Raw genomic sequence first — 16,310 nt, 5'->3', positions numbered from 1 at the left:
TGAGTAACCCTGTTTTCTTATTGTAGATACTCCGAGTTCACGGTAAAAATTATTGAAGTGAAAAAATATGATGTCAACGAGGAAAGAATAGAGTGATTATTCAGCGTTTACTTTTAACTACTTCAATGTGTGATTTTGGTAGTTCGGCTACCATTATATACCCTAAGGAAGGTAATAACACCCTTACCGTTTTATCAAGCACTTCAATCACTTTACCTTCCTGTTCAATAAATATCCCATACTTTACGCGTATGGTATCGTTAATGCTTACGTCAAATTTTTCAAGCCGTACATTGATGTGGTCGATAAGGAAGTTTTTGATGAGGTCAATTTCTGAGTCCCGGATCACAGCGGGTTTGCCCATACAGCTTACGTAATTGAGCACGCCTTCAGTTTGCAGTACAGGTATTCGTTCTTTATTAGTTAACCTTACAAATACATAGCAGGTGAATAGGGGCTCGTGGATAATTTTTTTTCGATCGCTCCATTGCCGCTCTACCCGGTTAAGCGGACAATAGTTCTCAATTTTTTTTCGCGTCAAAAGATCAGCGACCTTTTTTTCCCATCTGGCATGTGTATATACAGCATACCAATTCTTTGCCGGTTCCATAAAGTAATAATTTTGTGAAGGTTGTACGCTATAAATACTTATAACGTTTTATCGGGGCTCTTTCGGTCATACATAAGGCTTCGCCTATCTTGATCCCATTGCTACCTGGGATATAGATATAGTTATTTTTATTCCTTTTTACAAGGAATGGTAAATGATGCTATTACGGCATCGAATATGTGAAAAGCGTGTATTGGATAATGGACACGGAATGGAATGGTACAGAGCGCAGGATATTTAATTAATACAGATATATTGGAAGAACAGTAGATGCACTTATAACGTCACTCTATAGTTAAGAGTGAAAAAAAGGCTTCGCCAATCATATTCCCATGCCGGGAATTGATAAATTACACTTATGTATTAGTTTGCGATAATGGATATTTGGATCAATAGCGGGTAAGGGAAATATTAGTACGAAATGCGGATGTTGGATAGAAGATAGATCAATACGCAGGAAGGCTAGAAATCAAGACCGCTTTTATGTCTGGGATCAATAATTGTGAATCCCTTTCTTTAATCTTAAAGTAAATTTAATGGTATTTATTCAATACTCCAGCAAAAAAAATCAAGTTTAATTTGACAATTTTTGTGACTTGTCGTCGCAGAAACATTAAGCTACTTATTTTATACACTGAATCAAATGAATGTAAAAAAGAACAGGCAAAAGACTGATTTATATCAGCCTTTTGCCTGTTGCATTGTCCGCCGTTCGCGTGTCGTTGAAGCTTTAGCGAAGACGCAAGTAGGGCCATTGTCATCAACGCTACTTTTTCAATAATTTCTTTGTTACTATTTTACCGTTATACACCATCTTCAAGAGGTAAGTGCCTGGCGGTATGGAATGTGAAGCAAAGGTTGTTTGGTGGTTACCCGCCTGCAACCAGCTATTCACCAACACCGCAACCTGTTTGCCTGTGATATCATACACTGTTAATTGAGCAGGACCAGCTGCTGGCAAAGAAAAACTAATAGTACTGCTTCCGCTGAATGGATTAGGATAGCAGTCCAATGCTACTTTCATGAGGTTAGCAACAGCCGGTTTTGCCGGCGACCCGGTTATGGTTCTATTAGCGCCTGAGCTGGTTTGTATTTTTACCTCGGTATAACTGTTCCAGGCATTTACACTATTGCCATGCCCAACAATGCGAACATATTTCGCTGTGCGCGGCGTAAAGGTGAATGTTTGCAGGTTCAACGATGTGCCGCTGCTTACCAGGCCCGAAGCCGCGGTGGTCCAGTTGTTGCCATCGCTGCCAGTTAAAATATCAAAAGAAGAAGAACGGGTATTGCCCTGGTAAAAGGCGATCTGCACACCGGTGACAGTAGCTTCATTGTTCAGGCAAAACTGTATCCATTGCTCGTCGCCATTGGCCGACCAGCGGGTGTTGAGGTTATTGTCAAGCACATTGGCTGGAACATTGCCATCGTCGGCGCTGGCAGTCACTGGTTGGCATGCAGGTGGATTACTGCCATCTGTAATAACTGATAACTGCGGCGGATTAGTACCTGCTTCACTGGAGTTCCACAAGATGCGCGGATCATGGGCCAGTTCACTCTTCAACGCAAAAGCTACTTTTTTGCGGCCTGCGGCCAACTCGGCTTTTACATAATTGGTCACATCCCAGGTATAATAGGTAGCCGCAGCATTGGTTACTGTGGTAGAGGCGAGCGTTGCAACGGAAGTAGCAGGCTTGTTGTTCCAGGTAATGGTGTTTTCCGTCCACGTAGTATTGGCTACGGAGAATACGCCTACCGGCACAGAAGGTACCGTAGTAAGATCTACTTTGCCAAACACCTTTAACACTACAGAAGCGGCATCACCGGTCAGGTTGGTAAGATCGAATAACAGATACGACTCGCGGGCATTGTTCAGTTGTCCGCTCGGCGATACCTTGGTTATAAGCAATGTTGAATCGGTTGTTCCGAATGTAGTACCGGCATTGGTGCCATCGCGCACATACGCATCGTGTACAGGTGTGAAGGTTATGGCAGTTGGCGCCAACTTGAAGTAGGCGGTATACGTAGCGTTGCTGTCTGTGATCGTAATGTTTTGCGAAGCAGCGCCGCCATGCTCCCAATGATCAAACAAGTACGTAGTGCCATTTACCGTTTGCGGCGATATGGCTTCCATGGGTCGTACCATGCCGCTCAATGCAGGCGTGGTATACGGCGTAGTGGCCGGTATATCGTCCAGCCGGATCTGTAAACCTGATGGTACACTGTGCAGGTTTAATGTGGAAAGTACCGGGAATATTTCTACATAGGTAGTATCGGTAGCTCCCTGGGAATCGTGCACTACTAAATACAACCGGTACCAGATGTTGGTTTCGGTATGTCCTTCGGCCGAGATGGGGAATGAACCGTTGGCAGCACCATCGGCAATATCAGGCCCCGGGTGAATATGATTGGCATGATGGAAATCAACCCACCATTCAAAAGCGCTGGCTGGTAAAGCGCCATCTTCCGAATCGGTAGCAGTACCGCTAAAGCTAACTACGGTGCCTGCTCTGAATGGCGCACCGTTTACCGGACTGGTTATGGTGGCAACCGGCGCCGTGTTGGGCGCTGTTACTGTTAACGTTGCATTGTTACTGGTTACCGAACCGGAGTTGTTGCTCACCACCACGCTGTATGTGCCCGCATGTGAAGGTTGTACATTGGTAATGGTGTAGGTAGCCGATGTAGCGCCTGAGATAATAGTTCCATTCTTTCGCCACTGATACGTAGGGGCCGGATTACCTGTAGCGGTAACGCTGAACGTAGCCGTATTACCCTGCGATATAGTAATACTTTGCGGCTGCGTGGTAATTACCGGCGCCTGCGTACCGGTATAAATAATTCTGTACAGGGCGCTGTTATCCCTGCTTAAAAAATACAGGTTGCCATCGGTGCCCTGTTTTATATATACCAGACTGCCGCCCAGGTTGCTGCCAAAGCCACTGCGGGTGGGAGAGGCTACCGAAGGATTGATATTATCGATCCAGGAACCGCAATAATCCAGGAAGAAATAGCGCCCGTTATAAGTGGATGGATAATTACTGATTGCCCCAGTGAAGAAGGTGCCGCCATTAAGCGCGCAACCCTGCCCGGTGGGCGGCGGATCGTCCCTGTTGGTGGCGTACACATAAATGGGATTGGTGTAACCCGTGCATCCACTGGTACACATGCCTTCCTTATCGGGCCAGCCGAAATTTCGTCCGCCTGTTGTAGCGTCATCGATCTCTTCCCAGGTAGCATTGCCTACATCGTCTACAAATAGCTTTCCGCTTACCGGGTCACTTGAAATGGTAAACGGATTTCTTAAGCCATAGGCCCACACCCTGCTGCGGGCAGCACCGCCGGTGAAAGGATTGCCTGCCGGTACGGTTCCGTCGGAATTTATCCGCAGCAATTTACCCAGGTAGCTGTCCAGGTTTTGGGCATTCGAGCCTACCTGGTTTTCGCCCACGGCAACATATAATTTACCATCGTTGCCAAATGTCATACCGCCGCCATTGTGATAAATGGCGTTGAGTGCAGGCAAATCGAGAATAGGCGTTTCACCGCCTGCTACATCGCCCGTCATGGTAAAACGGCTTACTCGGTTATGCGGCCCCGAGGTATGGGTATAATACAGGTAAATGTAGTTATTGGTAGCAAAATTGGGATCAACGGCCAGGCCAATCAATCCCCGCTCGCCGCTGCTGTTTACTGAAAGCGTGATGGCAGGGGTAGATAAGAGACTGCCATTTTTTACAACCCGTAACTGGCCGCTTTGCTGGCAAATAAGAATACGGCCATCGGGCGTGAACGCCATGGCTGTAGGGTTACTTAAAGAGGCAGTTACCTGCACACGTTGAAAATTGGCCGGCAGGGTTTGCCCCTGTGCCTGGGACAACAATATCAATAATGCCATGCACCAACTTAATAGTGCCGGCCATGCTTTGAGGATGTTTGCTTTTCTCATGTGATGGATAAATGGTTTATAGGTAAGTTATTCTTTAAGGCATCTTTTTCCCGGGTTTTATTCTTTCAATAGTTTTCGGATAATGGTCTTACCATTATACAGCAACTTTATCGTGTATACGCCCGATGGTAATTGGTTGGCATTAAACTGGGCTTTGTGACTACCGGCCTGCAACATGCTATTTACCAGTACGGCCACCTGCTTACCGGTAATATCATACACCGCCAGGTTGGTATGTGCCGGTTTGTCGAGGGTAAAACTGATAGTGCTGTTATCCCTGAACGGATTGGGAAAACTGGTCAATCTGCTGGTTAAAGTGGCCGGTATGGTGGCGGTCGTTTCCTGGCGTGCCGAAGAGGTGGTAATACTTAATTGTGGCGCATTGCTGCCGGTTTCTTTTGAATTCCATATTAACTGCCCCTGGGTTTCCTGCTGATCTTTCAGCGCAAATGAGACCTTTGTATGCCCTGCTGCTATTTCGCTTTGAATATAGCTGGTGATATTCCAGTTGTAATACCGGGCAGTAGCATCGGTAACGGTAGCGGTGCCCAGGGCAGTTGCCGCCGACGCCGGTTTATTATTCCAGGTAAGGGCAGCTTCCGTCCAACTGGTGCCGGAAACCGCATAGGCGCCCACTACTATATTAGCGTCCCTGCTATCCTGTGTATGTCCGTTTACTTTTAAGGTAGCGCCGGTAACAGTACCGGTTACAGAAGACAGATCAAAAGTGAGATAGGCTTCGCGATTATTACCGGTTTGGCCGGCGGGCGCTACTTTAGTAACTAATTCGGAAGCATCTGTTGAACCATACGCAGTGCCGGCATTGGATCCATCCCGTACATAAGCATCCTGTTGCGCCGAAAGGTTAACTGATCCGGGATTGCCGGGATTGCTTCCAATGCTGCTGGGACAAAGGCTGGCGCTGCTTTCTGAAATACAAAAATCATTGAACCGCACCTGCTCGTCGCGCAACACATCATCTTTACCGCGGTAAACACCCCATTTGGGCCTGTTGTAGGAAGCGCCTTCGCGCCACATATCGAGGCTGTTGTTGCTATAAGAAAGCAACACAGCGCCATCGCTCACGCGGGTTAAAGTGATCTCAAACGTTCCTGCGCTGCCATCACCGCTTTTGTATTTTACATAAGCTTCCACCCAATTGCCTTTAAAAGGAGCGAGGTCGGCTTCTTTAACAGTGCCCAGGCTGCCGCTCCCTTCACCCGAGCTGTGAATGATCTGGATCTTTTGCGGGTTACCTGCTCTTGGCGTAATTGTTATCAACGGCGCACCGGCATCACCATCGATCGCCTTGATCTGGAATATATGGGTGAACCGGCTGGAAGGAATAAAACCGGCGTCCAGTTTAAACTTCCAGCGATAGTACGCCGTTTGTCCCTGCGTATGCTGCATCTCAGGATTGGAGCCATCACCTCCTTTTATTTCCATCCGGGTGCGGTCTTCATTGGTACAGCGGTCGTCATCGGCAGTAGCATGACTGTGAAATACAAATACATATTTATTAAGCGTATTATCAAACACCTGGGTAACGTGCGGACCAAAAGAAGGGTGTTTGCAGTCAGGATTTTCATTCCCGAAATTTTTTGAAGCTATTACGTCATAAGCGGAACCGGAACCGGTAGCGCTTAAAGTAACCTGTGCATGTAATGGGGAGCTGAAAACAAGCAGGAGTAAAAAAGTAACGGTCATAGCAAACCGTTCAAAATGTAAAAGTTTCATTTTGATAAGGTGTTTTAAGTGTAAAAAAATAAATATTCACAAACAGATACATATGATCTGTTTGGCATCTACGATAAGTGGGTAGGATGTAAGGGGCGTGTAGGGAAAAACCAGTAAAGTGAGTATAGTGGTAATACTAGGAAGATGAATATATCCTACAGATATACTCTGGTGAGTGTATATTTTTCATATGCAGTCGTTTTTGTTAGAAGAAGGCTACTATGAAGTAACTACATTCTTTTGCCAGCTGTTTGCCTGTAATTAGCCGAATGATAAACTATTTTAGCAAAAGTAACATAGTAACGGTAACGGGCAACTACAGCCATCCGGATCGCCGGAATAAATAATAGAGGATACAACAAATGCAGAGGGTAGCAGCCACCACCACCGGATAACCGTAGGTCCATTGCAATTCAGGCATAACTCTGAAATTCATTCCATAATACCCTGCTACCATGGTGGGTACCGCAAAAATAGCAGCCCAGGCGGCGATCTTTCTTGACGTATCATTTTGAGAAATGGAGATCAAAGAAAAATTTGCATCCAAGGCGGTATTCAGCAATTCCCTGGTGTTGTCTACGATCTCATTGATCCGCAGGGCATGGTCGTAAATGTCGCGGAAATAAGGCTGCGTTTCCGGTGAAATATATTTAATATCAAATCGCATCAGGCGGTTACAAATGTCTATGAAGGGCGACACCGCCCGTTTCACTTCCAGCAGGTCTTTCTTTAACTGATATATTTGTTCTGTAGTTTCCCGGCTTGGGTTTTCCTTAAACACCTTGTCTTCGATAGCCTCCAGGGCATCTTCCAGCTGCTCTACTACAGGAAAATACATATCTACTATAAAGTCCATAATGGCATATAAAACAAATCCCTGGCCTTTGCTCAGTAATTCGGGCATGGCCTCACAGCGGGTCCTTACATCAGTATAAGCTACAGAGGATCCATGCCGCACCACCACAATGAAGTTTGTTCCTACAAAAAAATGTGTTTCCCCAAATTGTATATGGCAATCCCTGACCATTTGTACAGTTCTGAGTACAATAAAAAGCGAGTCGCCGTATAATTCCATTTTGGGGCGTTGGTGTGCCCGGTGCGCATCTTCAACGGCCAGATCATGCAACCCGAATTCATTTTGTACCCGCTCCAGAATTTCTTCTGAAGGTTCATACAATCCTATCCATACAAACTGGCTGGGATCTTTCAGCACTTCATGAATTTTATCCAGGCCAATATCTACCCGTTTGTGACCAACCGAGTAGGCTGCGCAGTTGACAATCTCTTTCATATACACATATTTTGAATGTGGCAATAATATATGTACCTGAAAGTTCGTAAATAACCGGTAAATGTCAATGTGATCCTACTGCCTGCTGTTATCTATCATTACTTTCACCTGCTTTGTTTCGGTTCCTATTGTAACTTTTGCAACATATACTCCGGCGGGTTTGTGACTGGTGTTCCAGTAAACGGTTTGTTCACCAGCCTGTTGGTGGGCATTGATTACTTCTTCAATTTGTCCGGTGATGTTGTACATGGCAATATGTACCTGGGCAGGTTTTAATAACCTGTACCGGATAGTAGCCTGTTTACCAGCCACAGGATTGGGATATATCCTGATATTATTTGCGTTGAGGACAGTTTCATCGGCTCTGGTAGCTTCTTTGGCGGTAACTGCTGCCGAGGAAGGTGCGGTGCCATCTCTGAAAGAACGAACCCTTCTCCATTTTACAACAGCTTCATCGGTTGTAAGGGTGCCATAATTACCGTATTTATGGTAATTACTAACTGACTCATTATCGGCGATCTCAGCCTTTTTCACCCCATTGATATAGACAATGATCTTATTGCCCACATTCTCCTGCAGGTGGATGACGTTTACACGCACTTCTTTTCCATAAACCCCGGTGGCCAGTGTTTGTCCTGCGCCCCGTATCGATCCACCACTGGCTGCATATCCACGTATCATCAGTTGAGTGGCCCCATCTGTACTTCCGAATATCTGCATCAGGCTTTCGTCATTCAAAGGCGAATAAAATGTAACATAGCCTTCAAACTGGCGGCTTCCGGTGGAATAATCGTTCTGCAACCTGATTTCGGACCGGTTAGACCGGTTGTCGAGCAGGCGAAAAGTCTCGGTTTCCGTACTGCTGGCGTAACTGTAGTCGGCACAAACGGGACTGCAAACAGATTTAGAGGCTGTCCAATTATAGATTTGCAGACCGTCTTCATTATCCAGGTGAATTTTTTTTGTGGGTGAATATTGCACCCAGCCACTGCCCAGTTGAGCATACATGACAGATGTAGCAGTAAATAAAGTTGTAATCAGGAATAGTGCACGAATAATATAACGTGCTGTTATTAACTCAGGTGAGTGTGTATTTTTCATATTGCAGTCGTTTTTTCGTTAGAAGAAGGTTAGTCTGAAGTAACAACAATATTTTACCTGTTGCATTCAGATTATTAGCGGAGTTGTAAATTATTTTAACATTGGGAAAAAATAGCAACAGCTTGTTGCTGTGTGTTAATGGATTAATGAATTAATTTTGTTTTTTAATTTTTGATCGATGGCAAAAAATCCTTACCTGTCACTATTGCGAACGGCCTGGACCTATGCCCGGCAGGAACGAAAGAAATATATTTTAATATATGCGATGTTCATCCTGGCTAATTTCATTAATGCGCTCGGCCCCATCTGGCTGGGTTGGTTTGTGAACAAGATCCAGCACGATACGCAACGGGTATGGCATTATACGCTCCTGTATGTAGCGGGTTATTTCTGCATCCGTTTTTTTGAATGGAGCCTGCATGGGCCGGCGCGCATTATGGAGCGTAACCTGGCCTTTAATCTCAGCCGGAATTTCCTGCAGGAAAAATATCACCAGGTATTGCATCTGCCGGCCAAATGGCACCAAGACCATCACAGCGGCGCTACCATCAACCGCATTCGAAAAGCCTATGAAGCGCTGCGCGAATTTTTCGATAAGGGGTTCATGTATCTGTACACCCTCACCAAATTCTTTTTCTCGGTAATAGCCATGTTGTATTTCTCTCCGTTGTTTGGCGGCATTGCGGTATTGCTGGGGATACTCGATATTATAATGATCCGCAGGTTTGATAAACCCTTTATAAAAACGCTCGACCAGGTAAATGAAAAGGAGCATGTGGTGTCTTCTACCTTGTTCGATACGCTTTCGAACATCATGACCGTGATTACCCTGCGGCTTGAAAAGAGTATGGAATCGGGGTTGTTGCATAAAGTACAACAGATCCTGGCGCCCTTTCGCAAAAATGCCCTTATCAACGAATGGAAATGGTTTGTGGCGGATATGCTGCTGGCGCTTATTTACTGTATAGTAGTGGGTGGTTTTGTATACCAGAACTGGCAACCGGGTCAAACCTTTTATATTGCCGGTCTGGTTACCTTACTGGGATATGTGACCCAGTTCACCGGCGTATTTCAGAATGTTGCCTGGCAGTATACGGAGGTGGTGCAGTTCAACACCTACATTCAAACCGCCAGCAATATAAGTGAAGCCTATGCGCAACAGCACCGGCCCGAAGAACCGAAGGAATTACCTGTTAACTGGAAAGAAATACAAATAAATCAACTGAGCTTTTCACACCGCGCTACCTACAACGAGGCCTATACGCCGAGCAGCCTGCACCAGTTGAACCTGCGCATCAGACGTGGCGAAAGAATTGCCCTGATAGGGGAGAGCGGTAGCGGTAAAAGTACCCTGTTATCAATACTGCGTGGCTTGTATATGGCAGAAACGGGCGTGAAAGTATCGATAGATGGATCACCATTTGAAATTGATTCCCTGAATGAATCGGTGACCCTGTTTCCGCAGGAACCAGAGATCTTTGAAAATACCATTGCTTATAATATCACGCTGGGATTGCCTTTTCCCGAAGAAGAGATCATGCAGGTATGCGAAAGCGCGCACTTCACCGATGTAGTAATGCAACTGCCCGAAAAGCTGGCATCCGACATCAGGGAGAAGGGCGTGAATTTATCCGGCGGACAAAAGCAACGCCTGGCATTGGCCCGGGGTATACTGGCCGCCCGGGAAAGCGAAGTGATCCTGTTAGATGAACCCACCAGCAGCGTGGACCCAAAAACGGAAGCAATGATCTATGAAAAGCTGTTCAGTGCGTTTGCAGATAAAGCCATTGTTTCTTCCATGCACCGGCTGCATTTGCTAACGCAATTCGATTATATCTATGTATTGCATCATGGCAGAATTGTAGCCGAAGGCAATTTTGAGCATCTGCGAAATAACAGTCCTGCCTTCCAGGAACTGTGGCGGCATCAGCAGGAAACGGGGATGGGTGGTTAGTTCTGAAAAATTTACGCCATTTTGATATCCTAACTTCTTCTCTCCCGCGCACTGATCATTCTTTTTTTTCCTGTGTCGATATCCGCCGAGTCGAGAATGATAAACTGTTTCGTAAAGGCTACATAATACATTCTTGATACGGGTACCTCAACCGGTATGGTTGCCAATTGTACACCATCCCTTTTCACTACATCAATATGATCGGCTGATACTGCAAAAGATCTGTGCACACGTAAAAATTTATTTTCCGGCAACAATTTCATTGCTTCAAGCAATGTTATACGCGCAATGTATGTTTCGTTTGCCGTATACAGTTTGGTATAACTTTTTGCTGCCTCCAGGTAAATGATCTCATCGGGGTTTATTTTTTTTAGCTGCCTGTCCTGCCTGAAAAAGAATGTCTTTTTGTACATGGTACACAGTTATGGGTTCATTGATTAATAAGTAATTGATTAACGAATATACTATTTGTATGCCATGTGTGAACCTGGCCTCATCCATGTGTGAACCATGTGTCAAATGGGGTACTTCTCTAATGAAGCACACATGTTTCACACATGGTTGACACATGGTTTAGGCATTTTTTAAACATACTTACGGTGTGTTTTGCTTTACTATGTCATTCGTCCCGGGTTTTGCTATGGTTCGTCCCAGGTTTTTGCGAACGCCGTTAACTGAAAAAAGGCTATTGCCTATGGTGCATGTCATTCGTCCCATGTTTTTCCGAAGCCCGTCCCATGTTTCGGAAAAGCCCTTTCCATTTCCCTGTATGCAGTCATTTTTGATCTTACTTTTGAGTCGTTAATCGTTGCTGATGATGCTTCGCTTAATGCCAAACGAGAGGAGCGACTTGAATGGTATTCTTCATCAGCGATCATTAACACTGGGTTCTAAACTACATTCGTAAACGCCTAAAAACTCTATATATGGCGAAGATCAAAGACAACTTGCTCGTCCGCGGTGCAAGTGGTAATGTAGGTAAACAATTCGTTTACCGTAAACGCGGAGATAATACGTTCATAACCCGTATGCCTTCAACCGATAAAAGGACAAAGCCTACGCAACAACAGGAAAAGGTACGTGAGCAGTTTCTTGCAGCATCTGGATATGCTACAAGTGCTATTGCTGATCCGAAGATCAAAGCTCAGTATCAGAAGAAGGCAAAGGCAAAATCAGGTGTTACTGCTTATAACGTCGCCTTCAGGGACTTCCTGAAAGCACCGGTGGTGAAGAAAACCGATACGGCAAAATATAACGGTACACCCGGTTCCCCGATCGTTATAACTGCAATAGATGATTTCAGGGTTATTGAAGTTACCGTCAGTATTAAAACCGCCGCAGGTGTATTGGTGGAAGAAGGCAATGCCATGCTGAACCCGCTTCACAGGGATGAATGGATCTACACAGCTACACAAAACAATGCGGCGCTGACCGGTAGTATCATTCTTGCCACGGCGAAAGACCTGCCAGGTAATAAGGGCACAATGGAGACTACTGTTTAATTTTCCAAAGAGTCCCTTTACCCGGGTCATTCAAAACATAGTGCTGAGTTAAACGACGCACATATTGTCCGCCTTTGGCGGATTGCCCGGTCCCGACTTATGTCGGGACCGTTTTTTCCCAACCATTGGTCTACAGGGAATAGGGAATAAGTATTGCTGTTATACCGGAAAGTTGTGGTATGGATTCCCGGTTTGCAGAGTTGTCAGCTGTCGAATTGAGAAGTATGATCCTTGATGAGACGCGAAAATTTATCTTGGCATTACAGTTTGGCTCGGCATTAAGTGATCTCGAAGAAATAAGAGAGCAGATCAAATCACTTAATGATGCGCTTGCAATTAAAGAAAAGGAAGAATTAAAAATAAATCTCTGAGGAAAAATTTACACAATCAAATGTCAAATATACAACCTAAGAAAAGCGTTCAAACATAATTGTCTATTCTTGCAGCAACATCAAAACCGGGTTATTGGAGTGGAAAGTATTTCACTTACAATTTTGCGAAATTCCTCGATGGAGCCGGGTTTATGATAATATTTGAAAGCGCCAGCCTGGTAAGCAGTATTTATTGTGGTAGAATGCCCCGCTGTAGAAAGAATAATGACCGGGATATGATGAAGCTCCAGTTCTCTTTTTATCGATATTAAACAAGTTTGGCCATCCATTTTAGGCATATTCATATCTAACACAATAAGGCATGGCAAATTACTTCCTGCTTTTAAAAATTTAAGCAAATCTTCACAAGTCTGAAACCAGGTGAGTTTAATTGCATCATTTATTTCCCGGAGGATCTCTGAAAAGAAAAAATAATCATCCGGATCATCTTCAGCCAGACATATATGTTGGATCCCTCCCTTCATAGATGGATAAATATGTATTGAAATAAGTGCGGGTCTTTATAGAAATAAAGTCCCGCTTAAATTCGCTGAATAAAACTGTAAAGCGTATGCAATTCATATTCCATTTAAAGCAGGCCTACATCCATAGAAAAAGGGGCTATCGCCCCTTTCGTTTGACTTTTTTATCCTACTGTGAGCTGTTGTTTGCAAACGGCATCGGAACAGCTGTAATTAGCAGCAAAGAAAATTTCTCATTCTGAAATCAGCCTACTCTGCATTACTAACTATATTTCCACGTTTTCGAATGTTAATTTCCTCAACAAGAGCATTAATATTTGCTCCGTGCTGGTCACTTTCTTTTAAACTGCCATTAACAAATGCCTTGGTATATTTTTCTGTTTCCTCTGCCAGCAAGTCAATTAACGTTTGCAAATCCAGTTGCCGGTAATTGTGAGCCATATTTTAAAAACCACAAAAAGTAAACCACTTAATAACAATTTAATGTTATAAGTTGCAGCTTAAGTGTTTGCACTTACAATTAATCAATCCCGACTATCAGCTGTGCCGTTTGTAATTTACAGTCATTGAAATAGATATAATTGATAAATTTTTATCGGTCCATAGTTGTTTTTAATCTGTAATATTTAATTTAGTGTTCCATCGCATGGCGAATGATTCCTTGGTTAGGCCGTATTGTTTCATTGTAAGACCAAATAAGCATGGATTTCCCTGAAAAGGTATTACTTATCGATGATGACGATGAGGAACATTATATTTTTACAGCTGCTTTGAATGAGTGTTGTAAAGGTGTAGAATTGATATATGAGAAGAACGCAAACTCGGCCCTTGCCCGGATGGCAAGTGGTGATGCAGATTCCGTTCCTGACATTGTAATTCTAGACTGGCGCATGCCGCAAATAAGCGGTAAGGAGGCATTGGCCCGCATTCGGAAGCTTCCTCATTACACGCAGATCCCAATCGTTATTTTTACTGGCATCCTTGACCCGGTTCATCTTGAAGAAGGGAAGGAGTTGGGCGCAACATTTTTCCTGGTAAAGCCATTTAACCTCGGGGAACTTCGTAAGAAGCTGGAACACCTCTTTTCACTTGACTGGAGGAATCCAACATCTCCCGGCCAACAGATCTGAATGCCATTCTCCGCCTGATACAACGGGCATCTTATAGTCTTCAGCCAAAATCATCTAAAATCAACGGTTTTGGCTGATAATATTGATTTTGCTCATAAAATACCGCCTGTTTGCTTCTATCTTTGCACTCGCTTTGAAGTATGTTGCCCTTATATTAGTGTTTTTGGGACTGCTGGTACAATCTTTCAGCAAGCTGTTTATTGTGTTGGATTTCCAGCTTAACCGCAGCTACATCGCCCAAAACCTTTGTGTAAACAGGAACAAACCACAAATGCATTGTAATGGGAAATGTCACATGATGAAGGTGATGAAGCAGGAGCAGAAGAAAGACCAGGACAACCCGGAACGCAAAGCTGAAAATAAATTCGAACTCATTTGTGCAGACTACCCGCAAGCAAAACTTACCCCGGCGTTTACCTTTACCGCAATCAGCTATCCACGGATAAAAGAAACCATTTACGCAGGGTTCTTCACTACTTTCTTTCACCCTCCACAGGTATAAGGTTTTATAGTAATGGATTGACCATTCAGTTGATATACTGAGATGGCGAACGCCTGCTGTTTATAATTTTACCAATCTCTTTAAAAAGGCAAATGAAATACCTGATTATTGTAACCCTCGCTATATATTGTACCGGGTGCATGAATACTCCGGCAAAGCCATTAATTGCGCCCGGACAGGCGGTGCAAATCGATTCCATTCCCGGCCAATGTCCATTCCTTACCAAAGATGAAAATGGCAATACCGTCATTAGCTGGGTGCGCATGATAAATGACAGCACTTCTGCATTTTGCTATGCCATTTGTAAAGATGGAAAAACCTTTGGTGCGCCTGTAGTAATACCCGCCAGCAGCAATATTCAACCGCATGGTGAAAACCTGCCCAAGATCATCTTCAAACCCTCACATGAAATAATTGCTTTATGGGGGGCGGCTAATCCGAATCCCAGAAACAAATATTCGGGATTGGTGTATTATGTGCAGTCGTTTGATGAAGGGAAAAGCTGGACGGCCCCTAAGTCGCTTGTTAGTGATACCGCCAGTTACGACCAGCGATATTACGACATCGCTTTATTACCTGATGGCGAAGCGGGTATCGTGTGGCTCGATAACCGGAAAACAATCACAAAAGAAGGATCAGCCCTGTTTTTTGCAACTACTCAGGGTAAGAATGGGTTTGAAAATGCGCGGTTGATCAGTCAGCCCTGCTGCCAGTGCTGCCGTACCGATCTCTTTGTTGATAAAAAAGGAAGTATGCATGTGTTGTACCGGGGTATTATTAATGACAGCATCCGCGATATGGTGCATATGGCGTCCTATGATGCAGGAAAAACTTTTACGGCGCCGGAAAGGATCAGCAATGACAACTGGGTGCTGAATGGCTGCCCGCATACCGGCCCGGCCATGACGGAAAATGCCGATGGATTGCACTTTTCCTGGTTTACGGGCGGAAAGATAAAAGGTTGTTTTTATACCAGGTCAACTGATAATGGAAAGACCTTCGTTCAACATGACAGTGTAAGTTCACAAGGTTCGCATCCCCAACTGGCCTCGTTGTCTAATGGAACGGTGGTGATTGTTTGGGATGAATCGAAAGTGGTTAACAATAAGGTAAGTAAAAAAATAGGCATCCAGGTACGGGACATAGATGGGAAAAGCAAAGGACTTAATTTTTTAACCGCCGATACCTCGTCTGCCAGTTTCCCGGTATTGTCATCATTAAATGATCATCAATCGATGGTAGCCTATACCCTGAATAGCGGTGATCAACCCTATGTAACCTATCAATTGGTGGATATAAATTAAAATAGAACCGATGAAATTAAATGTATTGTTTGCGCTGCTTTTAGTAACGGTATTGTTGGCCTGCAACAACAGCAATCATCCAAAAGCTGTTGAAACCACCCATAAAGATCCAACGATGGCTACCCCAAAAAAGCCTTTTGATGGTGTTGAGTTTGCGAGTAAAATGGACCTGGCCTGTGGAATGCTGCTGACAGCGGGCATACAGGATACCGCTCATTATAAAGGAAAAGTATATGGATTCTGTTCAAAAGAATGTAAAAGCGATTTTCTAAAAACACCGGAAGCTTTTTTAGCATCGAAATACAGGCATTAAGGAATCTGATACCTTTTATAAGAGCTGTCTTAATTGAATAAATCTTCCATAATTACCTCGGCTT

15 protein-coding genes are annotated in these 16,310 nt (G+C 44.3%); 7 read left to right on the top strand and 8 right to left on the bottom strand.

All coding sequences use genetic code 11. The annotated features are described in order from the left end of the window. Window positions 1-100: 100 nt before the first annotated feature. The 5 genes from ACJ751_RS13300 to ACJ751_RS13280 all read right to left on the bottom strand — a co-directional run bounded on the left by ACJ751_RS13300 (window position 101) and on the right by ACJ751_RS13280 (window position 8,688). Window positions 101-610: a UpxY family transcription antiterminator gene (locus tag ACJ751_RS13300; RefSeq protein WP_407745987.1), complete on the bottom strand. Its 510-nt coding sequence runs from the start codon at window positions 608-610 to the stop codon at window positions 101-103. Between the two features lie 766 nt (window positions 611-1,376). After that, on the bottom strand, window positions 1,377-4,559 hold the full coding sequence (locus ACJ751_RS13295; RefSeq protein WP_407745986.1) for a PQQ-dependent sugar dehydrogenase: 3,183 nt from the start codon (window positions 4,557-4,559) through the stop codon (window positions 1,377-1,379). Window positions 4,560-4,616: 57 nt separating this feature from the next. Next, entirely contained in the window at window positions 4,617-6,296 is a 1,680-nt protein-coding gene (locus tag ACJ751_RS13290) for a DNRLRE domain-containing protein (RefSeq protein WP_407745985.1), read from the bottom strand. 316 nt (window positions 6,297-6,612) lie between these two features. Next, window positions 6,613-7,587, bottom strand: coding sequence for a magnesium/cobalt transporter CorA (gene corA, locus ACJ751_RS13285; RefSeq protein WP_407745984.1), 975 nt, complete (start codon window positions 7,585-7,587; stop codon window positions 6,613-6,615). Window positions 7,588-7,662: 75 nt separating this feature from the next. Next, entirely contained in the window at window positions 7,663-8,688 is a 1,026-nt protein-coding gene (locus ACJ751_RS13280) for a T9SS type A sorting domain-containing protein (RefSeq protein WP_407745983.1), read from the bottom strand. A gap of 178 nt (window positions 8,689-8,866) precedes the next feature. Between ACJ751_RS13280 and ACJ751_RS13275 the strand changes: the two genes are divergently transcribed. Next, window positions 8,867-10,642 (top strand): ABC transporter ATP-binding protein, encoded by a 1,776-nt coding sequence (locus ACJ751_RS13275; protein ID WP_407745982.1) that lies wholly within the window; start codon window positions 8,867-8,869, stop codon window positions 10,640-10,642. A gap of 29 nt (window positions 10,643-10,671) precedes the next feature. Here the strand turns inward: ACJ751_RS13275 and ACJ751_RS13270 are convergent, their stop codons facing one another. Beyond that, the gene (locus tag ACJ751_RS13270; RefSeq protein ID WP_407745981.1) at window positions 10,672-11,055 is read right to left on the bottom strand and encodes a LytR/AlgR family response regulator transcription factor; all 384 of its coding nucleotides are present in this window, start codon (window positions 11,053-11,055) and stop codon (window positions 10,672-10,674) included. 513 nt (window positions 11,056-11,568) lie between these two features. Here ACJ751_RS13270 and ACJ751_RS13265 point away from each other — a divergent pair. Both ACJ751_RS13265 and ACJ751_RS13260 read left to right on the top strand, forming a co-directional pair. After that, the gene (locus ACJ751_RS13265; RefSeq protein ID WP_407745980.1) at window positions 11,569-12,144 is read left to right on the top strand and encodes a hypothetical protein; all 576 of its coding nucleotides are present in this window, start codon (window positions 11,569-11,571) and stop codon (window positions 12,142-12,144) included. A gap of 179 nt (window positions 12,145-12,323) precedes the next feature. After that, window positions 12,324-12,515 carry a hypothetical protein gene (locus tag ACJ751_RS13260; protein WP_407745979.1) on the top strand — a complete coding sequence of 64 codons (192 nt, stop codon included), beginning with the start codon at window positions 12,324-12,326 and terminating at the stop codon, window positions 12,513-12,515. 80 nt (window positions 12,516-12,595) lie between these two features. Here the strand turns inward: ACJ751_RS13260 and ACJ751_RS13255 are convergent, their stop codons facing one another. Both ACJ751_RS13255 and ACJ751_RS13250 read right to left on the bottom strand, forming a co-directional pair. After that, the gene (locus ACJ751_RS13255) at window positions 12,596-13,000 is read right to left on the bottom strand and encodes a response regulator (RefSeq protein WP_407745978.1); all 405 of its coding nucleotides are present in this window, start codon (window positions 12,998-13,000) and stop codon (window positions 12,596-12,598) included. Window positions 13,001-13,246: 246 nt separating this feature from the next. Continuing rightward, entirely contained in the window at window positions 13,247-13,438 is a 192-nt protein-coding gene (locus tag ACJ751_RS13250; RefSeq protein WP_407745977.1) for a hypothetical protein, read from the bottom strand. 260 nt (window positions 13,439-13,698) lie between these two features. On the opposite strand from ACJ751_RS13250, the gene ACJ751_RS13245 reads away from it, so the two are divergent. The 4 genes from ACJ751_RS13245 to ACJ751_RS13230 all read left to right on the top strand — a co-directional run bounded on the left by ACJ751_RS13245 (window position 13,699) and on the right by ACJ751_RS13230 (window position 16,246). Continuing rightward, window positions 13,699-14,127, top strand: a complete 429-nt coding sequence (locus tag ACJ751_RS13245; RefSeq protein WP_407745976.1) for a response regulator — start codon at window positions 13,699-13,701, stop codon at window positions 14,125-14,127. Between the two features lie 88 nt (window positions 14,128-14,215). After that, entirely contained in the window at window positions 14,216-14,629 is a 414-nt protein-coding gene (locus ACJ751_RS13240; protein WP_407745975.1) for a hypothetical protein, read from the top strand. A 92-nt stretch (window positions 14,630-14,721) separates the two neighbouring features. Then, window positions 14,722-15,933, top strand: coding sequence for a sialidase family protein (locus ACJ751_RS13235; protein ID WP_407745974.1), 1,212 nt, complete (start codon window positions 14,722-14,724; stop codon window positions 15,931-15,933). 10 nt (window positions 15,934-15,943) lie between these two features. Continuing rightward, window positions 15,944-16,246 carry a YHS domain-containing protein gene (locus ACJ751_RS13230; RefSeq protein WP_407745973.1) on the top strand — a complete coding sequence of 101 codons (303 nt, stop codon included), beginning with the start codon at window positions 15,944-15,946 and terminating at the stop codon, window positions 16,244-16,246. Window positions 16,247-16,310: the final 64 nt, after the last annotated feature.

Origin of the sequence: Niastella sp., assembly GCF_045805085.1 — a bacterium.
Lineage (GTDB): Bacteria > Bacteroidota > Bacteroidia > Chitinophagales > Chitinophagaceae > Niastella.
This window is presented reverse-complemented; position numbering and strand designations above follow the sequence as displayed.